This window comes from Micromonospora sp. DSM 43699 (assembly GCF_055517075.1).
The window spans coordinates 40593-61634 of sequence record NZ_JBTMMT010000023.1; the positions used below are offsets into that span (position 1 = coordinate 40593).

The 21042-nt window shown below is 72.8% G+C and carries 19 protein-coding genes; 6 read left to right on the forward strand and 13 right to left on the reverse strand.

The features are described from left to right. Positions 1-111 precede the first annotated feature (111 nt). Positions 112-501 (forward strand): hypothetical protein, encoded by a 390-nt coding sequence (locus AC0AIB_RS14165; protein WP_328343957.1) that lies wholly within the window; start codon positions 112-114, stop codon positions 499-501. Between the two features lie 197 nt (positions 502-698). On the opposite strand, the gene AC0AIB_RS14170 is transcribed toward AC0AIB_RS14165, so the two are convergent. Then, a complete protein-coding gene (locus AC0AIB_RS14170; protein ID WP_328343959.1) occupies positions 699-1232 on the reverse strand; it encodes an SRPBCC family protein in 534 nt (177 codons plus the stop codon). 256 nt (positions 1233-1488) lie between these two features. Here AC0AIB_RS14170 and AC0AIB_RS14175 point away from each other — a divergent pair, with 256 nt between their 5' ends. Then, the gene (locus tag AC0AIB_RS14175; protein WP_465096805.1) at positions 1489-3114 is read left to right on the forward strand and encodes a LamG domain-containing protein; all 1626 of its coding nucleotides are present in this window, start codon (positions 1489-1491) and stop codon (positions 3112-3114) included. 111 nt (positions 3115-3225) lie between these two features. On the opposite strand, the gene AC0AIB_RS14180 is transcribed toward AC0AIB_RS14175, so the two are convergent. Then, positions 3226-4629 (reverse strand): extracellular catalytic domain type 1 short-chain-length polyhydroxyalkanoate depolymerase, encoded by a 1404-nt coding sequence (locus AC0AIB_RS14180; protein ID WP_328343963.1) that lies wholly within the window; start codon positions 4627-4629, stop codon positions 3226-3228. A 301-nt stretch (positions 4630-4930) separates the two neighbouring features. On the opposite strand from AC0AIB_RS14180, the gene AC0AIB_RS14185 reads away from it, so the two are divergent. After that, positions 4931-5953, forward strand: a complete 1023-nt coding sequence (locus AC0AIB_RS14185; protein ID WP_465096806.1) for a PaaX family transcriptional regulator — start codon at positions 4931-4933, stop codon at positions 5951-5953. Between the two features lie 41 nt (positions 5954-5994). Here AC0AIB_RS14185 and AC0AIB_RS14190 read toward each other — a convergent pair whose 3' ends face one another. The 6 genes from AC0AIB_RS14190 to AC0AIB_RS14215 all read right to left on the reverse strand — a co-directional run bounded on the left by AC0AIB_RS14190 (position 5995) and on the right by AC0AIB_RS14215 (position 13736). Beyond that, positions 5995-9240 carry an ATP-binding protein gene (locus AC0AIB_RS14190; RefSeq protein ID WP_465096807.1) on the reverse strand — a complete coding sequence of 1082 codons (3246 nt, stop codon included), beginning with the start codon at positions 9238-9240 and terminating at the stop codon, positions 5995-5997. After that, positions 9237-9887 carry a hypothetical protein gene (locus tag AC0AIB_RS14195; protein ID WP_328343968.1) on the reverse strand — a complete coding sequence of 217 codons (651 nt, stop codon included), beginning with the start codon at positions 9885-9887 and terminating at the stop codon, positions 9237-9239. Before AC0AIB_RS14195 ends, AC0AIB_RS14190 begins: the two co-directional genes overlap by 4 nt. Continuing rightward, entirely contained in the window at positions 9874-10905 is a 1032-nt protein-coding gene (locus AC0AIB_RS14200) for an endonuclease domain-containing protein (RefSeq protein WP_328343969.1), read from the reverse strand. The genes AC0AIB_RS14195 and AC0AIB_RS14200 overlap by 14 nt, the downstream gene beginning before the upstream one ends. Positions 10906-11125: 220 nt before the next feature. After that, positions 11126-12082: a hypothetical protein gene (locus AC0AIB_RS14205; RefSeq protein ID WP_465096808.1), complete on the reverse strand. Its 957-nt coding sequence runs from the start codon at positions 12080-12082 to the stop codon at positions 11126-11128. After that, positions 12079-13434 (reverse strand): hypothetical protein, encoded by a 1356-nt coding sequence (locus AC0AIB_RS14210; protein ID WP_465096809.1) that lies wholly within the window; start codon positions 13432-13434, stop codon positions 12079-12081. The genes AC0AIB_RS14205 and AC0AIB_RS14210 overlap by 4 nt, the downstream gene beginning before the upstream one ends. After that, on the reverse strand, positions 13431-13736 hold the full coding sequence (locus AC0AIB_RS14215; protein ID WP_328343975.1) for a DUF6403 family protein: 306 nt from the start codon (positions 13734-13736) through the stop codon (positions 13431-13433). Before AC0AIB_RS14215 ends, AC0AIB_RS14210 begins: the two co-directional genes overlap by 4 nt. A 343-nt stretch (positions 13737-14079) precedes the next feature. On the opposite strand from AC0AIB_RS14215, the gene AC0AIB_RS14220 reads away from it, so the two are divergent. Continuing rightward, on the forward strand, positions 14080-15081 hold the full coding sequence (locus AC0AIB_RS14220) for a hypothetical protein (RefSeq protein ID WP_465096810.1): 1002 nt from the start codon (positions 14080-14082) through the stop codon (positions 15079-15081). 68 nt (positions 15082-15149) lie between these two features. Next, positions 15150-16079, forward strand: a complete 930-nt coding sequence (locus tag AC0AIB_RS14225; protein WP_328343978.1) for an LLM class F420-dependent oxidoreductase — start codon at positions 15150-15152, stop codon at positions 16077-16079. A gap of 74 nt (positions 16080-16153) precedes the next feature. Here AC0AIB_RS14225 and AC0AIB_RS14230 read toward each other — a convergent pair whose 3' ends face one another. Continuing rightward, positions 16154-16516, reverse strand: coding sequence for a hypothetical protein (locus AC0AIB_RS14230; RefSeq protein WP_328343979.1), 363 nt, complete (start codon positions 16514-16516; stop codon positions 16154-16156). 240 nt (positions 16517-16756) lie between these two features. On the opposite strand from AC0AIB_RS14230, the gene AC0AIB_RS14235 reads away from it, so the two are divergent. After that, the gene (locus AC0AIB_RS14235) at positions 16757-17995 is read left to right on the forward strand and encodes an FAD-binding protein (RefSeq protein WP_328348695.1); all 1239 of its coding nucleotides are present in this window, start codon (positions 16757-16759) and stop codon (positions 17993-17995) included. A gap of 134 nt (positions 17996-18129) precedes the next feature. Here the strand turns inward: AC0AIB_RS14235 and AC0AIB_RS14240 are convergent, their stop codons facing one another. Genes AC0AIB_RS14240 through AC0AIB_RS14255 form a run of 4 tightly spaced genes read right to left on the reverse strand, consistent with a single transcriptional unit; the run spans position 18130 to position 20925 of the window. Next, complete coding sequence (locus AC0AIB_RS14240; RefSeq protein WP_328343981.1) at positions 18130-18741, reverse strand: phosphatase PAP2 family protein; 612 nt, start codon at positions 18739-18741, stop codon at positions 18130-18132. Continuing rightward, positions 18738-19940, reverse strand: a complete 1203-nt coding sequence (locus AC0AIB_RS14245) for an MAB_1171c family putative transporter (RefSeq protein ID WP_465096811.1) — start codon at positions 19938-19940, stop codon at positions 18738-18740. The genes AC0AIB_RS14240 and AC0AIB_RS14245 overlap by 4 nt, the downstream gene beginning before the upstream one ends. Beyond that, positions 19937-20464, reverse strand: a complete 528-nt coding sequence (locus AC0AIB_RS14250; protein ID WP_328343985.1) for a M48 family metalloprotease — start codon at positions 20462-20464, stop codon at positions 19937-19939. The genes AC0AIB_RS14245 and AC0AIB_RS14250 overlap by 4 nt, the downstream gene beginning before the upstream one ends. Further along, the gene (locus tag AC0AIB_RS14255) at positions 20440-20925 is read right to left on the reverse strand and encodes a hypothetical protein (protein WP_328343987.1); all 486 of its coding nucleotides are present in this window, start codon (positions 20923-20925) and stop codon (positions 20440-20442) included. The genes AC0AIB_RS14250 and AC0AIB_RS14255 overlap by 25 nt, the downstream gene beginning before the upstream one ends. Between the last annotated feature and the right edge of the window lie 117 nt (positions 20926-21042).

Below are 21042 nucleotides of genomic sequence, written 5' to 3' on the forward strand. Positions count from 1 at the left end.
AGCCTCAGGTGCGGCAGTGTGGCCTACGCTGCCGGGATGAAAGCGGGCACGGGTGCTGGCCGAGTCGACGGCGGGCATCAGGAGGAGGCCGGTACGAGCAGGGGGAGGACCGTGCTTGTGGTCGCCGGCATCCTGGTGACGCTGCTCGTGGGCGGCTTTGCCTGGCGCGCACTGTGGCCGGTTCGCATCGACGCCTTGTGTGGGGTCTTTCAGTCCCGCCAGGGTGGGGTCATCCAGATCACGGCAGAGCGCGCCTTCACGGTGTCTGGGGCCATCTTCGGTGCCAACATGGACGGATCGGACACGGTCTCCGGGAGTGGTCAGCTGCGACCGGGTGACCTGGCAGCGGATGGGCGGCTGGTCCTGAGGATGACGGATGTCAGATCGACCCTGGAATTGAACACTCAGCGCAGTTGGCGGGGCGAGGTGAGCCTGTGGCAGTGGGCCGATGACCCGGATACCGGGGAGCGTGAGACCTTCGTCCGGCAGTCTGCCTGCTGATCGCGTCTACGGTCGGCATCTGGCCACCGATGGCAGGGGTGTGCAAGGTGGAGGCATGGCGCTTCGTGGCCTCTGTCATGACGAGTCTGGCCATGAGCCTCCTCGGTCTTGCGCTGGCGGCCACCTTTCGGGGCGTGTCCGAGTGGCACATGCAGCGATCGATGGCCTCCATGAGCGCAGCAGGGTCGTTCGGGGATTCACCCGTTGCGGCCGGCAGGGCCGGCGTCGGGGTGCGTCGTACCGTCGTGGCTGTGCTGCCCGGCGGCCCGCAGTTCGGCGTGCATCTCCCAGGGTGCCTGCGGCAGCGCGTGTCCGGTTTCGAGCAGTGACTTCAGGTTGGCCATGACCGCGGGCCAGCCGGCGGAGACGGCTTCGAGATCCTCGTCGGACGGCAGGTTCACGTGCGTGACGGTCAGCCGGACGATGTCCTGGTGCGGTTCGATGAGGAAGGTGACAGTGGAGGCGTCCGGCCCCGCTTCGGCGTCGACGTCGCCGAAGGTCATGACCAGGCGGGTCGGCGGGGTCGCTTCGAGGACCGTGCCGCCGCCGTCGGCGATGCCCGAGCCGTCGGTGCGTCGGTGTTCCCATCGGGAGCCGGGTTGCCAGTCGGAGACGTTGCGGTGGCCCCAGTAGGTGCGGGTCAGGTCGGCATCGGTGAGCGCCTCCCAGACCCGTTCCGGGGCGGCGTGGATGTAGGTCACGTACACGAAGGTCGGTCTGGTGACGCTCATCTGCGGCTCCTCTGCCTGTCGGCGGATCGCGTCGAGCACCCGTAGCCGGGGTTCCTCGAACGCGGCGATCCAGCGTTGCGGCAACTCGTGGATGGGGACGGGGTCGAGGTAGTGCCACTTCTCCCGGCCGTGCCGGACGGCCAGGCTGGCTATGGCAGGGGGCAGCGGTCCGCTGGCGATCCTGTGACACTGTCCCCGGATCGGCGGCCGTCATTCCTGTTCGGTCGCGCTGACGAGTTTCACGGGGGAAGGTTCGATGATCGACGACACTGCTGTCTTTCGCTCTGCCTGGAGTTCGACCGGCAGGGCCACCCTGAGCCTGGCCACGATCGTCGCCGCCACGCTGCTGCCCCTCGGCGTGGCGACCGAGGCGGATGCCGGTCCCCGCGTCACCATCCTCGATCGGCCGTCCCCGGCGACGGCGATGTGGGGGCTGGAGGCGCTCCCCGGCGTGACCCGGGAGCAGGCGCTCGCCGACAGGCAGCCTGCGTCGGGCGGCGACAGCCCGCTGACCGGCACCAGCATCAGCTGGCAGGACGACGCCCGGCTGCTCGGCGTTCAGACGGTCGCCTTCGACGGCGCGTCGTCCTCCCTGTCCGCGTCGCCGTCGACTCTGGACACCGCCGGGACGTTCTCCCTCGCCACCTGGGTGCGGCTCACCGACACCTCGGTCAGCCGGGTATTCGCCAGCAAGGCCGGCACCCACGGGGCCACCTTCTCGGTCGGCTACGACAAGGCGAGCAACCGGTGGCAGGTGCGGATGCCGTCGAAGAGCGGCAAGCGCGGCAGGCTGGCGGTCGCCCGGTCGACGTCGACGCCGGCGGTCGGGCTCTGGACCCACCTGGCGGTGGTGCACGACGCCGCTGCGCACACCCTCACCCTTCGGGTGGACGGGGTGGCCGAATCGGTGGCAGGCAACGTGACAGGCGTCAACGACCCGGCCGGGGAGTTCCGGTTGGGCCGTGGCGACACCGCCTGGTGGCAGGGAAACCTGGCCGAGGCCCGGGTGTACGACCGGGCGCTGGTGGGGCAGGACTTCACCGGCTGGTTCGCCGCCGACCCGGCCTCCGGCGGGTTCTCGGAGCCGGGTCTGCTGCGGGCACCGCTGGTCGGGTGGTGGTACTTCGGGGGTGGCACCTCGTGCTACGAGGAGGACCTCGATCCGACCCTCTGCTCCGTGCCGGACAGCAGCGCCTTCGGGCGCCAGCTCGCCCTGACCAAGGGCAGTTTCATCACCGACTCGGCTCGGGGCCCGGCTCTCGATCTCGACGACCGGCACTGGATCGACGACCCGTCCGATCCGCACTTCGGTGAGGCGACCCAGGAGTACGGGCGTACCCAGATCAACCTCGGTGAGCCGCAGAATCCGGTCTGGCAGGACGGGCCGGTGCTCCGCACCGACCAGTCGTTCACGGTCTCGACCTGGGTGCGGCTCGACCCGGCGCGGGGTGCGCAGTCGGTCCTCTCCCAGGACGACGGGGACCGCAGCGTGTTCCGGCTGGCGTACGAACCGGCCGACGGCGGGCGGTGGGTGTTCCGGGTGAGCGCCGGAGCCGATGACTCCGCGACCACCACGGCGACCGCGCCGGCAACCGGGGTCGACCAGTGGCACCAGCTCGTCGCGGTCCTCGATGCCACCCACCGGCAGGTGCGGCTGTACGTCGACGGGACGTCGGCCGGCGCGGTGGGCCTGCATCCCGCCTGGCAGCTCCACCAGGCGACCGGTTCCCTGCTGGTGGGTCGGTCGACCGCCTCGGCGGGACCGGACGGATGGCTGTACGGGCAGCTCAGCGATCTCGGTGTCTACCAGGGCGTGTTCAGTGACGCCGACGTCCAGCGCCACTACGCCGAACAGCAGATCCGGGAGCCGGGCCTGAGCTGATCCGCCCGGAGAGCTCCCCCGCCCGGCACCGGGCGGGGGAGCTCTTGTTCAGCTGGCCGGCCACGGGGTCGGGCCGGATGGCGGTCCACCTCCGGAGGTGGACCGTGTCGGTCAGGCGACCGTGCAGGCAGCGCCGTTGAGGGCGAACGAGGTGGGCTTGGCGGTGTTGCCTGTGTGGTTGGCCTGGAACCCGATGTCGATCGACCCGCCTGCCGGGATGGCGGCGTTGTAGCTGGCGTTGCGGGCCGTCACCTGCCCCGACGAGGGCGAGTAGCTGGCGTTCCAGCCGGAGGTGATGGTCTGCCCGCCGGGCAGGGTGAAGACCAGGGACCAGCCGCTGACGGCACTGACGCCGGTGTTGGTGATGGTCAGGTTCTCGGTCAGGCCGGAGTTCCAGGCGTTGACGGTCGCGGTGACCCGGCAGGCCCCGGAGCTGGGCGGCGTGGTCGGCGGGGGAGTGGTCGGGACGGGCGGGGTGGTCGCCGGCGGGGTGGTAGCGGGCGGAGTGGTGGCCGGCGGGGTGGTCGGCACCGGCGGGGTGGTCACCGGCGGCGTGGTCGGGTTCGGGTTGGTCAGGCCGAAGAACTGCAGGGCGACGGCGGCCATCCCGCCGGAGGGGAGGCTGTGCCCCGCCCCCTGGACGCTGTACGCCTCGACCAGGACGTTACCGCTGGCGTCGGCGTACCGGCGGCGGTTCCAGTTGGTCTGCGGGGTGTCGGTGGAGGTGGGGGTCTGGCTGAGCCCGAACACGTTGGTCCACTGCTCGATGGTCTCCTGGAGCAGCGAGTACGGCACCAGGGTGTCGGCGGTGCCGTGCCACAGCTGCACCTTCGGGCGCGGACCGGAGTAACCGGGGTACGCCTGCTGGCGGACCGCGTCGCCCCACTGCTGCGGGGTGCGGTTCATGTTCCCGCCGGTGCACTGGCTGGCACCGGGCGGGTAGTCGGCAGCGTTGGCGAAGCAGTTGTAGGGCACCCCCATGAACGCGGCCCCGGCGGCGAACACGTCGGGGTAGAGCGCCAGCATGTGGTTGGTCATCATGCCGCCGGACGAGCTGCCGGTGGCGTACACCCGACGGGGGTCGCCGCCGTACTGCCGCTCGGTGTAGTTGATCATCGAGACGATCGACACCGGGTCGCTGCCGCCGCCCCGGCGCTTCGCGGCGTCCGACCAGGTGTCGAAGCAGTTGCCGAAGCCGGCCTGCTGGGTGGCGGACGGGTAGATCACGATGTAGCCGTACCGGTCGGCCAGCGAGGCGAACTCGCTGCTGGAGTAGAAGCCGGGGCCGGTGCCGCCGCAGCCGTGCATGGCCACCACGATCGCCGGGTTGGTCGGGCGGGTGTTCGGCACGTAGATGTGCATCCGCATCCGGCCGGGGTTGTCGCCGAAGCTGGTCACCTCGACCAACGACGCGGCGTACGCCGGTTGGAGCGTCGGTATCACCAGGGCGGCTGCCGCCAGCGTCGCCACCAGTGGCGCCGCCAGGGCGAGCAGCATCTTCCGTCTGATTCTCATGGGTGTGACTCCCTCACAGATCGAGATCGGCCGCGCGTCCGTGCGGCACGGGTGCGCCCGGTTGCCCGTGTCGTCCGCGCCGGCCCACTACTGCTGGTATGCCCTGCTCCGGCCCAGGTGGCATTGCATGGCACTTAGTGTTCTCCTCGGTCAGACAAGTGTCAATCGAATGACCTCGATACAATATGCGGTCGCCGGTTTCGGTCCCGGCCCACACCGGATCCGTGCCCCGGTAGGCGGGCCCGATGCTGCCGTCTACAGTCGATGCCACCGTCACCGAGCCGAGCCCGGAGCGTCCCCTGTGCCACACCCGTTCGACATCGAGGAGATCTTTCCCGACGACGGGGACCACCAGGTTCGGCTGCCCCGGCGGCAGGCCGGCAACTCGCCCCAGGGCGTCGCGGTGACCCTGCTGGCCGACTACACCCTGCGGACCAGGGCGTGGCTGCCGTCCGCCGCCATCGTCGCGCTGCTCGCCGAGTCCGACGTCAGCCCGGCCGGTGCGCGGACCGTGATCAGCCGGCTGGCCCGCCGGGGCGTACTGGAAGGAAGCCGGCAGGGGCGGCGCAGCTCGTACCGGCTCAGCCGGTCCGCCGCCGTCAGCCTCTCCGTCGGCGGCAGCTGGGTCATGGCCGCCACCACCACTACCCAACCGTGGGACGAGTGCTGGACGCTCGTCGCCTTCTCCCTGCCCCAGGAGCGCAGCGCGCAGCGGCGGGCGCTGCGCGGGCGGCTCCGGTGGCTGGGTTACGCGCCGCTGTACGACGGGCTGTGGATCTCGCCGCACGAGTTGACCCCGAAGGCGCGCGCCCAGCTCACCCAGCTCCACCTCGGCGCGGTCACCGTGTTCCGGGGCCGCCGGGTCGACCTCGACGCGGTCGCCGGCCGCGACCCGCTCGACGCCTGGGACGTCGCCGCGGTCGCCGCACAGTACGAGAGCTTCCTGCGGCGGTGGCGGCCGATCCTGCCCCGGATCACCGCCGGTCAGGTCGACGGCGCGGAGGCGGTCCGGGCCCGGACCGAGGTGATGGACACCTTCCGGCGCTTCCCCACCCTCGATCCCCAGCTACCGCTGCGGCTGCTTCCCACCGGTTGGCTGCGCGGCCCCGCCCGGGAGACCTTCGCCGCCGTCTACGACGGGCTCGCCGACACCGCCGAGCGGCACGTCCGGGCCGTCGTGGCGCGGTTCACCGACGGCATGTACGCCGACGTCCGGGCACACACCACCGCCGACCTCCTCGCCGGGGTGTGCCCCACCGAACCCGGAAGCCCCGCCCCACGCGTGGCCGCCACCGACCTGGCGGAGTCGTCCCCCGCGCACTGACCCGACCATCGTCGGTCACCCGGTGCGGACCACGGTCGGGCTCACCGGCGGCGGGCCCGGTCCAGCACCTCCTCGGCGGTGAGCGGGCTGCGTGGATGGTGGCTGAGCGACAGCGGGGTACGGATCTTCACCGGCGCGGCACCCTCGGCGGCGAGGTAGAACTCGCCGGTGGTGAGCCGGGAGATGTCGGCGACGTCGCCGCCCTTGGCCTTCGCCATCTCCCGGGCGGCCTCCATCTGGATCGGGCTGTTCAGCCGGCCGTAGAGCTGGGTCGCCGCGTTGCCCGGGATCCGGTTGTGCAGCCCCTTGGGTGACTGGGTGGCGAAGACCAGGCCCAGGCCGTACTTGCGGGCCTGCGCGGCCAGCGCCAGCGTGCTCTGGGTGCAGGCGGTCATCGCGCCGGACGGGGCGAACGTCTGTGCCTCGTCCATCACGAGCAGCCCGAGCAGCGGCCGGTCGTTCGCCGGGTGCTTCTTGATCCAGGCGAAGAGCGCCATCTGCAACTGGTTGACGAAGCCCTGCCGGGCCTCGTCGGACGGCAGCCCGACCAGGCTGATGACGGAGATCCTGGCCCGCCGGCCCGGCTCGGGGGTGAGCAGCAGCCCCGGGTCCACCGGGCTGCCCTCGCCGCCGAACAGCGGATCGTTGACCATAGCCGCCGCCAACGACTGCGCGAGCCCGACGCCGATCTTGTCCGCCCCGTCGATGTCCAGCAACCCGTCCGGCAGGTCGGCGAGGGTGTCGATCAGCCCCTGCACCCGGGTGCCGCCCCGCCGGCCGTAGTGCTCGACGGCCTTGCGCAACACGGCGAGACCGAGGTGGACCTTGCTGGTACGACCGGTGAGCTGGGCGCGGGGCGCGAGCGACGCGACAGCGGCCTCCACGGCCTCGTGGAACTCGTCCGGGTCGTCGAGCACGCTGCGGAAATCCGGCAGCGGCTGGAAGCTCAGCGGGCGTCCCGACGACCGGCGCGGCGTCCACACCCGGATGTCGGTCCCGGCGAGGTACTCCCGGGCCTTCTCCGCGTCCCCGGCCCGCCAGTCCGGCGGCGGCTCCGGCCACTCGTCACCGAGCCGGGCCAGGTCGTTGTTGGGATCGAGGACGATGGCGGAGACCCCGGCGAGGGCACACTCCTCCAGGATCCGCCGGATCAGCACGGTCTTGCCGGAGCCGGAGCCGGCGAAGATGGTGGTGTGCTTGCGGAGGGCTTCCAGGGAGAGCGGCACGGGCTCACCAGTGCGGTGGTCGTACCCCACGGTGAGCTGCGGACCGGCCTCCCGACCGTCGGCCGGCTGCGGCCCGACCCGCCCCGCGCCGGGCCGTCCGCCGGGTGACCCGACGTCGACCGGGTCCGTCTCGGGGTCTGCCTCCACCGGTCCTGCACTGACCGGTCCGGCCCGGTCCGGCCGTGCCGTCGCACCGGCCTGGGCATCGCCGGGAGCATCGGGGAGCCAGTCGGCGACGGAGGCGAGGGCCTGCCGCAACACGGCGATGTCCCGGGTCGGCCGGCGGACGGTCAGCCAGCCCCTGATGTCGCCGGGTGACTCCGCGAGCATGATCCGGAGGGCACCGAGGATACGCAGATCCTCGTGCCCCAGGGGGAGGACCGTCCCGCCGGCCTGGGTGAAGGCGGCGATCGCCTGCCGGGTCTTGGCCCCGCCGGACCAGGCGCCGTTGCGGAGCAGGAAGAGCTTGCGTCGGGGCACCCGGGCGTCGAGCCCCGCCACCGTGCAGGCCTTGCGGAGCCGGGCGAGGGCGGCGATCGCGTGGTGTTCCTCGCTGACCGCCCGGAAACACCAGTGGACCTGGTCCTCGGTGGCCTCGTCGAGGGTGAGTCGGAGCCGGGCGTGCAGCGGCGGCTGGGCGCTCGGGGGCGGGTCCACGCTGAACGCTCCGCCGTCCTCGCCACGCTCCATCACCCAGGCGGTGAGACCTGCGGCGAGCACCCCGGGGGCCAGGCTGTCCTCGCTGTCCCGGCGCAGTGCGCCGGAGACGTCGACCTCGCTCTTGAGCTGGGCGAACCTCGTGTCGAAGCGCCCCAGATCTGCGCCGGGAGCGGCGCGCGGGCCGGGGGGCTGCGGCTCCGCCGGGTCACCGAGCCGGGTCAGCTCCCGTACCTCGCCGGCCGCGAGACAGGCCCGGATGTGCCGGTCGATGTCGATCAGCAACTGCCGGGGGGTCATCCCCTCGGCCTGCGCGAAGGCGTCGGGCCGCACCGGCCACGAGGGATGCGGGGGTACGAAGCCGACGTCGGCGAACCGGGCGGCGAGCCGGCGCTCGACGATCTCCCGGGCCAGGGTGGCGTCGTGGATGGTGGTGAGCCGGGGAGGGGTGCGGAACCGGTCGCTCACCGTCCCCACCGTCCGGCTCCTGATGATCGTCCACGAGGTCGGCAGGCAGGCCACCAGGGTGAGCGTGCGGCGGGTCAGCTGGCGTAGCGACATCAGGCCGTCGGCGATCCGGGCGTGCACGGCGGCCTGCTCCGGGTCGTCCGGTGCTCCCGGCCGGGCGTGCAGGACGTCACCGGTGGCCACGGACTGCGCGATGAGGGTGTCGATCTGGTCGACGGCGACCACGGCAGGGCCGGTGAGCGCCAGCAGCCAGGAGAGTTCCTGGACGATCTGCTGCGCGCTGCGCGGTGCCCGCCGCATGCCCCAGGCGCTGCGTTCCCCCGGTTCCCCCTCCTCGCCGGAGGCGAAGTAGTTCTCCGCGATGTCCCGGTGCGTGACGTCCTCCGAGGCGCTCAGCGCGAGCGCCCGGGCGGTTTCCCGGCAGGCGCGGGCCACGTGCGGCTCGTGCCCGACCAGCCCCTCGACGAACGCGTCCAGGGCCGCCCGGGTCAGCTCGGTGTCACCCATCACCGCCCGCCGGGCCGATCGGGGCGCCCCGACCAGCGAGGAGAGCCGCCGCAGCAGCAGCCGGAGCTGGCTCTCGCTGCCGGGCGCCGGCCGGGCCAGCCCGTCGAGCATCGAGGCGAGCACACTGTCCCAGAAGCCGTGCGCGTCGAGCAGGCCCACCAGGAAGAAGTAGCCGCCCTGCCGCTGGACCTGCTGTCGGACCCAGCCCAGCAGGTGGGTCTTGCCCGAGCCGCGCTGCCCCTGCAACACCAACCCGATCGGGCTGCTGTCGGCGCTGTCCCGGGCGTCGGCGACACCAAGGAGGATGTCGCGGACCACTGTGGTGTGCAGGCCCTCCACGTGGAACGGCGAGGGCCGCCAGACGTCGTCGGGCACCGGTGCCCAGTCGAACCTGAGCGCCGCCAGGGCAGCGTGCTCCGCCTCGGTCATCCCACCCCGATCGCCAGCAGGTGCTTGTCCTGACCGCCGAGCCGCAGGGCCGCCGCGACGTCCTGCGGGGTCAGCTGCTTCTGGTTCTCCTCCGGGACGATGTCCACGTCCGGCTCGCGTTCCAGTTCCCGGAGCGCCTCGTCGAGGTCGGCGGTGCCGACGTCGCCGAAGAAGGGCCGCAGCCGGGTGAGGCTGACCCAGGCCCCCGGCTCGGCGGCCAACGCGGCGTACGCCTGCCGGATCCGGGTACGCAGGACGCCACGCCGGTCCGACCGGGGTGCGGCGGCCCGCACGTCGGTCAGCGCGAACATCTCACCGAACGACTGGTAGTCGCTGCGCCCCATGACCCGGTCGCGCAGGTTCACCTGCAACGCCGTCAGCGCCCCGCCGAGGATCCGGCCGACCGACGACTGGAAGTTCAGATCCGCCTGCACCCGGATCCAGCCCTTGTCGCCGAGCTGGTGCAGGAAGGTGTTGCCCTCCCGGCGGCTGTCCAGGTAGCCGAGCCGGTTGAGCTTGTCCCGGTACGACTTGCGGACGTCGACGCCGTACCGCTTCTTCAGGTCGGTGTTGGGCACCTCCCGCGCCTCTGCCATCAACACGATCAGGATCGCGGCCTCGGAGGGGGTGAGGTCATCGCCGGGCATGGAGTGTTCCTTCCGCCATGGCACGTCGCCGGGCACGGATCAGGGTGCCGATCTGGTGCACCACCGCGCCGACGTCGTGGTTGATTCGGGCATTGGTGAAGCGCAGGACGGCGTACCCGTCCAGCTGCAACTGCACGTCGCGCTGCCGGTCCGCCTCGAACCGCGCCGGCCGGCAGTGCTCCGGCCCGTCGATCTCGACGACACACCGTACGTCGGGCCATAGCAGGTCGAGGCAGACCGGGGGCGCGAGGGGATGTGACTGGTGGTACTGGTTCCAGACCCGGCCCGCCGCCCAGCTCTCGGCGGCCAGGGCGGCCTCCAGCGCCGCCTCTGTCGCACTGCCGGGGTGCGGTCGCCCCACCACCTGCGGTGGCGTGCCCGGTGTCGGTGTCGGTGCCGGTGGGGCGTCCGCCGCCGGGGTGAGCCGGACGCAGAGCACCCGGTCCTCGTGCCGCAGCACCGTGCCGACCAGCCACACCCCGACCCGACCGTGGTGGCACAGCCATTCCGCGCCCGCCACGACGGCCCGTTCCCCGTCCGCGTCGAGGCCGGCGGGCACCTCGATCAACAGGTTCGCCCGGGGACGACCGAATCCCTCCGCCACCACCCGGGTCAGCCCGGGGCAGCGGATCTCCAGGGCGAACGGGTCGACCGGCGGCCGCCGGCCGGACAGTGCCACGGTGGCGAGGTGTGCCAGGAACGGGGCGAAGTGCGCCGAACCCTGCGCCCGGCCGACCGCGGCGGCCCGGACGGCGGCCAGGCCGAACGGGTCGGCGCGGGGGATCTCCGCAGCCTCGGGAAGCCACCCGGGCAGCAGCGCGACCGCCACCCGCTCCAGTTCGCCCAGGACGGCGTGGACGAAGGAACCGGGCGTACGGGCCCGACCAGGGCACAGTACGACGGCAGCCGGGCCGGCCGGATCGCCGGTGGCGGTCGCCGCGATCGTGTCGGCGGGCACCCCTGCGAGTTGGACGACGCGATCCGCCGGCAGCGCGGCGAGTTGGCGGACGAGGCTCATGGCAGGTCACCGGCGCGGACCGCGACCGCCTTGGCCAGAGGGAGATCGGATCGGGCGCAGCTCAGCGGTCTTCATCCTCCCGGGTGGCCAACGGACGAACCCGAACACACTACGAAGCGGTTCGCCACCGACGCCATAGCCGTCCTCCGCCAGTCGTGCTTCGGACACCTGACGACGCTGGGAGAACATGGCGACCGCCCGGTTCGCCGTCGTCCGGCGGTTACGAGGAGTCCGGGTCCGGTCGGCCGTCGGCGAGCGCCTGCGCCCGCCGGCTCAGCGACTCGACCCGCCCGGTCAGCGCCCGCACCGCCGCCCCGTCGGTGTCGTCCAGCACCGCCAACCGGTCGAGCAGCGCCGCATGGTCCGAGGTCAACTGCCGGTAGCGCCGGCCGAAGCCGCTGTCGCCGCCCCGACGGCCACTCAGCAGGGCGTACATCGGGTCGAGGTCGATGATCTGCTGGGCCAGGCCGGCGGTGGCGGCGCCGAGCGCGCTGCGGCTGTCGGTCAGCTCGTCGCGGCGGACCCGCCGGGCCGCCGCGAGCCGGCCCGCCCGCCGGCCGCCGAGGTAGAGCGCCGTCGCGGCGGCGACGACGCCCGCCACGGCGGCGACGGCGAGCAGGAAGCGGGGCAGCGACGGGCTGATCGTCCGGGCGCCGTCGGGTACGGTGCCCGCCCTGACCAGCCGGTCGTAGTTGACGGCGATGACCTTCACGGCCTCCAGTGGACGGTCGGCGAAGGTGTCGATGCCCCGACCGATGACCATCTCGGCGGCGGCGGCCTTGCCCAGGTTCTTCTTGTCGTATCCGGGCACCAGGGCGCAGCCGTAGGTGTCGTAGTCGTCCCCGTCCCGGCTGAGCACCAGCACGACCGTCCCGTCGGCGGCCTGTCTCACCTGCTTGCAGGTGCCTCGCAGGTCGGCGTCGGGGGAGCGCAGCACCACCACCAGCCGGCGGTTGCCGATGATCCGTTCCGCCGCCGCCCGGTCCACGTCGAGCCCCGGGTCGGCGTAGAACGACGAGGTGCGCACCTGCCTGGCGATCGGGCCGTCCAGTGCCCCACCGCTCAACGCCGCCCAGCCGGCCAGCACCAGGCAGGCCAGCACGGCGAGGCCGAAGGGGGTGCCGAGCAGGCCGGTGACGCGCTGCCGCCGGGAGCGCCGGGATCCGGAAGGGGTCATGACAGTCTGCCCCGCAGGTAGTTGTCCGGGCGGTAACTGGCGATGCCCACCTGGCGCGCGGTGTCGTCCAGCTCGGCCGTCGCCTCGTCGAGCAGCGTGCGCACGTGCCGGGCGGGCAGCTTCTCCTCCCAGGCCGACCGGGCCGCCCGGAGCTTGACGATGCCCCGGGTCAGCGCCGGGTTGCTGCGGGCGTCGGTCAGCAGGGACACCTCGACGGCCAGCGCGGTCAACCCGGCCAGCCGGACCGGGGCGGCGTCCCGCCGACGGCCCGGCCCCCGGTCGGGGCGGCGCAGCGACCGGGCCGACAGGATCAGGAACGCCGCCACGCAGCCCGCGAAGAGCCACGGCAGCGCCGGCAGCGCCACCCGCAGCGGATCGACCGGCCGGTACGGCAGAGGCCGCTCGAACAGCCCGGCGTACCGGATGTCGGTGACCCGGTTGAGGTAGACGCCCAGCACGTTGCGCTGCGGGTAGTCGGCGCGGCTGAGCACGCCGGCGAACTGGCCGTAGAAGCTCGCCCCGGCCAGCTCGGCGAAATCCGCCGCGCCCGGGCCGTGGTATTCGATCCACAGGCCGTACATCACCACGATCGGCTGGTCGGGGAAACGCGCGTGCAGGGTCGGTCCGTACCGGGGCAGCGGGTCGCCGAACCGCTGCGGGGGCAGCGCGACGTACCACGCGCCGTCCGGGAAGGCGTTGCGCGCGGCCGTCTCGGGTACGTCGGTCAGGGTCGCGCCGGGGGCCACGTGCCGCCCGGTCGCCCGCAGGTCGGTCAGCACGGCGGTCAGCTCCGGCCCGCTCGGCTCGCGCCAGCGCAACTCGTCCCGGTCGGCCGGGGCGGGCTCCTTGCGCAGCCCGGTGATCAGTGTGAGCAGCAGGTCGGTCACGTCCCCGGTGGCGAACTGGGCCCGCCAGCCGGGCAGCGTGTCGGCGCTGGCCTGGTAGAGGCCGCCGGAGACCTCGGTGCCGATCACCCGGATCGTCGCGTTCTCCACGTCCCGGACCCGGGCGCGTTCGTCGGAGTCCAGTCCGGGCGGGGCGACCAGGATCCGGGTGTCGCCGGCCACCTCCCGGACCCGCTGCTCGTTCCAGTACGCCACCGAGCCCGGCAGGCGTACCACCGGTGCGGCGGCGACCAGCGCGGTCATCTCGTCCACCGACGGCACGGTGGCCCGGTCGACGCTGCCGGCGGTGTCCGCGTCGACCCCCGCCGACGACGACGGCGATCGTCCGTAGCTGACGTCGACGCTCTGCCGCTGGGCGAGCAGGAACACCACCAGGACGAGCACGGCGACCCCGAGCAGCGTCCAGCGCAACGGCTCCGACCAGCGACGGTACCCACGGGCGATCACCGGTGCCCCCGCCACAGCCGATCGGCCCGCCGGGCGTGCTCCGCCGCCGCCCGGGCCGCGTCCGTCCCGCCGCGCCCGCCCGCGAGCGACTCGGCGCGGGCGAACAACCGCTCCGCCTCGGGTACCGGAACCGGGGCCGCGTCCCGGCTGACGGCCGCGCTGTCGATCGCCGCCCGGGCAGCCGACCAGGCGGTACGTCGCTGCTCGGCCCGGACCCGTCGCCGGGGCAGCAGGGTGGTGGCGATACCCGCACCCACCAGCAACACCGCGCCGACCAGCCAGAGCAGGTAGGGGTGTGCCATGGGCTCCCACCGTCCGAGGGGTCCCCGGGAGCAGCCCCGGGGCGGTCCCGACCGAGTCTCGCTGATCGGGTCAACCCGGCTCGCACCGGCCCCGACCAGGGCGGTTGCAGCCCGCACCGGCAGATAGCCGACAGGACGCCGAGAGGTGGCAGGGAGCATTGTTTATGCAGGTGGATGGGGGGTGTGGCCGACGAGTGAGGCGCACCCTTCCGGCCGGTCGGACGACAATCGCGTCCGCGTCGGCCGCCATCGCCTCGACCCGACGACGACGTCACCACCTCCGGCCGGAGTACGTCGTGACCGTCGTGCGTCCGGCCGGGCGAGCAGGAGAGGAGGGGCCGGGATGGCCTCTCCCACCACGGTCGTGGACCACACCGTCGCCCCGCCGGTACGGGGTGGCTACTACCTCGCCGGCAACGCCGACCCGACGGCGGACCTGGTGGGCGGGAACTTCCGCTCGCTGACCCAGTACCGCAGCCTCGCCGACGGTTACGTCTTTCCCGGCTACGACAAGGCCTGGCTGCTCAAGCTCGGGCGGGCCGGGATCGCGCTGAACATGGTGCTGGAGCTGAAGCACTACGGCACCACCAACCCCGGTGCGCAGACGTTCACCGTCGACGGGGTGACCTGGTCAGTGCCCGCGCCGTCGATGACCATCCAGCAACGTCCCGGCACCACCTGGCCCCGGGCGTACGGGTACGGCCAGGTGCTCGCCGGCCAGTGCGACGGGCTGCTCGCCCGTGCCCTGTCGCAGTACCGGACGATGGGCTTCGGGGTGAACATCCAGCTCGCCTCCGAACTCGACACCGATCACGAGTTCGGCACCACCGAGTCCGGGGTGTCGTACCCCTGGGCCGGGTCGGACGCCCGCGCGGTGCAGGCCCTGACCTACGTGGTGAACTGGTTCCGGTCCCGTGGCCTGCCGGCCGGCACCACCTTCTCGGTCGGTGCGGGCGGTTTCGACCGGGCCTGCTACCGGCGTACCCACCCGGAGGCGCTGATGTCCCGGCTGGATTTCCTCCAGTGGAACGTCTACGCGACCGACCCCGGCCACACCGCGCTGGGCCGGTTCCGCCGGACGAAGGACTGGGCGGTGGCCGACCTCGGGCCGGTGGCGCTGTCCCGACCGGTGCTCGTCGCGGAGTGGGGGGTGCAGGTCGCCGCCTTCCCCGACCAGGCGGCCTGGATCGCCACCGTGCCCCCGGCCCTGGCCCAGCTCAACGCGGAACGGGGGCCCCGGATCGTCCGGGCGAACTACTTCAACTCCGGTTGGGGCACCCTGTCGCCGAAGCCGGCGGGGCTGGCCGCCCTGCGCGCCGCGTACGCGACCAGGCCGTTCGGGTGACCCGCCGGCCCGGGTCCGGCCGGGCCCAGGTCCGAGCGGGTGGCCGACCGGCTCCCTATGCTCGGGGAATGGAACTGCGGATCTTCACCGAGCCCCAGCAGGGTGCCACCTACGACCAGCTGCTCACCGTGGCCCGCGCCGCCGAGGATGCCGGCTACGGGGCGTTCTTCCGGTCCGACCACTACCTGGCGATGGGATCGTCGAGCGGTGAACCCGGCCCCACCGACGCCTGGACCACCCTGGCCGGGCTGGCCCGGGACACCTCCCGGATCCGGCTCGGCACGCTGGTGACGGCGGCAACCTTCCGGCTGCCCGGCCCGCTCGCGATCACCGTCGCCCAGGTCGACCAGATGAGCGGCGGCCGGGTCGAGCTGGGCATCGGTGCCGGCTGGTACGCCGACGAGCACACCGCCTACGGCATCCCGTTCCCGTCGCTGGGGGAGCGCTTCGACCGGTTGGAGGAGCAGCTCGCCGTCATCACTGGACTGTGGGCGACCCCGGCCGGCGGGACGTTCGACTTCGCCGGGAAGTACTACCCGGTCGGCAACTCCCCGGCGCTGCCCAAGCCGGTGCAGCAGCCCCGCCCGCCGATCCTGCTCGGCGGCAAGGGACCCCGGCGCACCCCACGCCTGGCCGCCCGGTACGCCGACGAGTTCAACCTGCCCTTCGTCTCGCTCGACGAGACGGTGGCCCAGTTCGGCCGGGTCCGCGCGGCCTGCGCCGAGGTGGGCCGCGACCCGGGCACCCTGCGCTGGTCCAACGCGCTGGTGCTCTGCTGCGGCCGGGACGACGCCGAGGTGGCCCGCCGGGCCGCGGTGCTCGGTCGGGAACCGGCCGAGCTGCGGGAGAACGGCCTCGCCGGCACCCCCGCCGAGGTGGTCGACAAGATCGGCCGGTACGCCGAGGCCGGCAGCGAGCGGATCTACCTCCAGGTGCTCGACCTGGCCGACCTGGACCAGGTGGAGCTGGTCGCCGCCGAGGTGATGCCGCAGCTGTGACCCCGGCCGGGGCGCGCCCGGCCGGGGGTGGGCACGTGCTCGGGCGCGGCCGGGAGGTCGGCCCGCCGGCGCGGTCAGCGGGGGCGGGTCATCCCGCCGGGCTCGCGCAGCACCGTGTCCAGCCGGCCGTCCCGGTCGCTGTCCAGGTAGGTGATGTCCGGCACGCCGTCGCCGTCCAGGTCGAACTGGACCACGTCGGCGATCCCGTCCCCGTCCAGGTCGGTCACCACCTGCGTCGACCCGTCCAGGTGGTGGGTGACGATCGAGTGCGCCCCGGACTCCGCCACCCGGGGTGCCGGCGCGGGCTCCGGCGCGGTCCGGTCCGGGTACGCCGCCGGCGGGGCGCTCGCCGGATCCAGGCCGACCCCGGTCGGGTCGATCTCCTCCTCCGACGGGTAGACGTCACCGTGCAGGATGGGGTCGCGGTAGCTGCTCATCGGGTCCTGATTCCCCGTGGGCGCCACCGACAACCGTGCCGACCCTGGTCGGGACGGTCCGTCCGTCGGCGGGCGGTCCGCTCCAGGCTTCACCGTCGGTCGGCGCGGGTACAGTTCCGACGTGATCGACAGACTGGTGGGACGCGCCCTGGCGGCGCTCGACCCGGACGACCCGGCGCGGCGGCGGGTCGCCGGGTGCCGAGACGTCACCCGGCTCGTGGGCGGTTCGTCGTGAGCGGGGTGGCGCGGCGCAACTGGGCCGGCAACGTCCACTACGCCGCCCGTGCCTTCCACGAGCCGACCTCGCTGGACGAGCTGCGTCGACTGGTCGCCGGCAGCGACCGGCTCCGGGCGGTCGGCAGCGGTCACTCCTTCAACCGGATCGGCGACACCACAGGTGACCTGGTCTCGCTGGCCGGGCTGCCGCCCACCGTCGAGATCGACAGGGAGCGCGGCACGGTCACCGTCGCCGCCGGGCTGCGCTACGGGGACGTGGCGACCCGGCTGCACGAGCGGGGGCTGGCCCTGGCCAACCTCGCCTCGCTGCCGCACATCTCGGTGGCGGGTGCGATCGCCACCGGCACCCACGGCTCCGGCGACGGCAACCGCAACCTGGCCGCCGCCGTGGCCGGGCTGGAACTGGTCACCGCAGACGGGGACGTGCTCACCGTCGACCGCTCCGCCGGCGACCGGTTCGCCGGCATGGTGGTCTCGCTCGGCGCGCTGGGCGTCGTCACCCGGGTCACCCTGGACGTGCTGCCCACCTTCACCGTCCGCCAGTACGTCCACGCGGGCCTGCCGGTCGGGGCGCTGGACGCGGCGTTCGCCTCGGCGTACAGCGTCAGTGGGTTCACCTCCTGGCGCTCGACGGACATCGACCAGGTCTGGCGCAAGCAGCTCGCCGACGCCCCGCCGCCGGAGCCGGACTGGCTCGGCACCACAGCGGCCGACCGGCCGGCGCACCCGGTGCCCGGCATGGATCCGGTCAGCTGCACCCCGCAGTTCGGCGAGCCCGGCCCGTGGCACGAGCGGCTGCCCCACTTCCGGCTGGGTTTCATGCCGAGCAGCGGCGACGAGCTCCAGTCCGAATACCACCTGCCCCGCTCGGCGGGGGCCGAGGCGCTTGCCGCGTTGGACGGGATGCGGGACCGGATCGCCCCCGTGTTGCAGATCTGCGAGCTGCGTACCGTCGCCGCAGACGAGCTGTGGCTCAGCCCCAACCAGGGGCGCGACACGCTGGCCGTGCACTTCACCTGGGTCGACGACCCGGCGGCGGTGCTGCCGGTGCTGGCCGAGATCGAGGCCCGGCTGGCCCCGTTCGCGCCCCGCCCGCACTGGGGCAAGGTCTTCACCCTCGACCCGGCCGTGGTCGCCGCCACCTACCCCCGGTACGCCGATTTCGCCACGCTGCTCACCGAGCTGGACCCGGCCGGGGTGTTCCGCACCGAGCTGCTCGACCGCTACTTCCCGCGCGACTGACGGATCGGCTGCCGCAGGGCCCCATGCCGGGCCGGGTGGCTGGCTGTCCGGGCTGTGGGAGTGTCCCGCACCCACCCCCGTCGGGGCACGGGACACTCCTACACCCCGGACAGCACCACCGGTTGACGTGCCGCTCAGACGACAGCCGCGTAGACCCCCGTCGCGAGAACCGCGCCGGTGGCCGCACCGGCGACCACCTGGGCGACGGTGTGCGCACCGAGATGCACCCGGGACCAGCCGATCAGGGCCACGACCGGCACCCCGACGGCCAACGCCGGCCCGACCAGCAGGACCAGGACGGTGAGCGCACCGGCGGAGACGCCCGTGTGGGCGCTCATCTTCCACACCTGGTTGACGGCGGTGGTGCCGGCCAGCACGGCCAGCATGACGGCGATCATGGCGATCAACGCCCGGGGCGCACCCAGGATCACGAACACGACCAGCCCGGCGGTGACCGACGCGATGCCGACCAGCAGCACGCCTCTGCGCTGCTCCCGGCGGCTGATGTGATGGTCGGTGACCCGGCCGGTGTGCTTGGCGTAGAGGATCGCCCCGAACGGCACCACGGCGGTGAACAGCGCCGCGAACGCACCCCAACCGATGCCGGCGACGACGGTGCGGGCGGCGATCACCGCGACGACGACCGGCATGACAGCCGCCCACACGGCAGGCTGGAACACCTCGGTGATGACGTGGGCGACCCGGGTCGGGGTGCGGGTGACGCCGGCGGTGGCCTGTTCGGTCACGTTTCTGTCCAATCTCGTGCTGACGTCGTCGACGGGGCCGGAGAGCCGGTGGAGGCGGCGCGGGCGTGGGCGCGTTCGGCGCGGACGCCCGCCACGACCGGGGACCGTGCCAGGGCCTGAGACACCCGGCCCAGCCAGACCACCTCGCTGGTGAGGTCTGTTCCTCCGGCCTCGACGCGGCAGGTGTCGACCGGATCGTCACCGGCGGTCTTGGCGTCGAGGGCCACCACGACGACCGCCGCCTCCACGGTCGCCATCAGGTCGGGTCCGTCCATGCCGGCCCGGCGCCCGAGCTGGATCGCCCGGTCCCGTACCGCGCAGTCGAACCACGGGGTGAGCTGGAGGTAGCCGTCGCGGATCTCCAGGACCCGGCGGGACAGGCTGCGGCCGTCCCCCAGCCAACTGGTCGTCCAGGCCATCGCGCGCCCCCACCGGTGCATCGGGCGGGGCTGCCGGCGGGGGATGGCCGGGTGGGTCTGGACGATCGCCCGCCAGAGCGGCTCCATCCGCTCGCACTGGTGTGCGTCGTGGGCGCGACGCAGGGCGGCCGAGGCCGCTGCGGCGGTGCCGGGTACGGCGGAGCCGCTGGCGATGAGCCCGATGCCGGTCAGTTGACTGGTCATGGTGACGTACGTCCAGGCGGTGCCGGCGTCGACGCCGAGTTGCCCGGCGACAGCCACCGCCACGACCGTGACCGAATAGCCGAGGCTGATCAGCCCCCCGACGGCGAACATGCGGAGACCGACGCGGGTGACCGGTCGGGTGGTGACACGGGTGGCGTAGCGCAGCGACAGGCGGGCGAGATCGATCAGCGCGTAGGTGAGGATGCCGCCGAACACCGCCATGTAGATAGCGATCGATGCCCGTCGATGATAGGCCGCGAACCAGTCACCCTCCGCAGCGGGTGTCCGGGCGATCAGGAACAACGCCGTGAGGACGACGGTGGCCGTGCAGGCGAGGAACTGCCACCCCCGGACGGCCCGTCGGGTGGTTTCGGGGCTACGCGTCCAGTACGCCAGCATGCACAGCACGGCGACGGCTGCCCATATCGTGAGGGTGTGGGCGATGAGCCTGCTGACGTGGGGAAGCCCGATCAGGTCGTCGATCGCGTCGTTGACGCCGGGGGCGACGGCGGTGAGGGCGAGGGCGAGGGCAGAACAGGCTGCCGCCCATCCAGGTGCGTGCGGGGACGTGCTCACGGCCACCGTGCAGGGTGGAGGCGGTGTATGCGGCGGCGCACAGCGCCACGGAGGCCACGAGGGCGGTGAAGATCATCGGTGGGGGTGCCCGTTCCGAAGGTGTTGATGACGCGGAGTACGTCGTCCGGCTCCAGGGGTGGTGGTGTCGGAGGTGACGCCGCGCGGCGGAGGATCATCTCGGCGAACTCGTCGGCCTCGAACTCGTGCCGCTGGTCGTAGGGGCGGTGGCTGACGCGTCCGTCGAGCTCGGCGAGGTCCCGCGAAGGATGGCCGAGCCACATGTGGGCGACCTCGTGCAACACGATCGCGGTCTGCTTGAACGGGCCGCTGCGCGCCGGGTAGGCGATGTAGTCCGCCCGGGACGTGGCGACCCACAGGCCGTGTAGGACGCTGCCGTGCATCTCGACGGGCATGAGGTGGATGGGGCGGTCCCGCTCCCTGGCGATCTGCCCGACGAGGGCCGTGAGGTCCCAGGGGGTGGGCAGGGTCAGCCCGGAGATCAGTAGTGCTGCTCGGTGGTCCATCGCTCCCCGTCGACTCTGTCGGCATCCCCGGTCACGGCGGGACTCCCGATCTGGTCCTCGATCCGCTGAATCTGGGCCAGTACCGCGATAACAGTGGCCTTGACCTGGGCGAGATCCTCGCCGACGGTGTTCGCTGCCAGGTGCTGCACCCCGAGATCGGCCATCCGGCGGCCCACCTCACCCTGCGTCGCGTGGGCGGCGGGTAGGAAGAAGTAGTTCGGCTCGACCTCGAAGAACGATGCGAGTGCATTGATCGTCTCCCAGGTCGGCCCGCGACTGCGGCTGCCGCTCTGTTTGGGATTGCGGAGGTTGTGCAGCTGCGCGCGGGACAGCCCGCACCGGGCCCCTACCTCGGAGTTCTCCCAACGCGAACCACCCGGCCGGCGTACGACCTCGAACAGGTGATTGAGTCGCGCAGCGAAAAGTTCGGCAGGATGTTCCTCGACCACCTGACGGATCATTCCCGCTTCCACGCGGTGCGTCAAACCCATTGGACGCATTGCCGGAGATCCGTCCAACCTACTTGACGGGCGGCTGTCCGGAGACCATGTCCTCCGCCCCGGTATCCGACCGCAGCG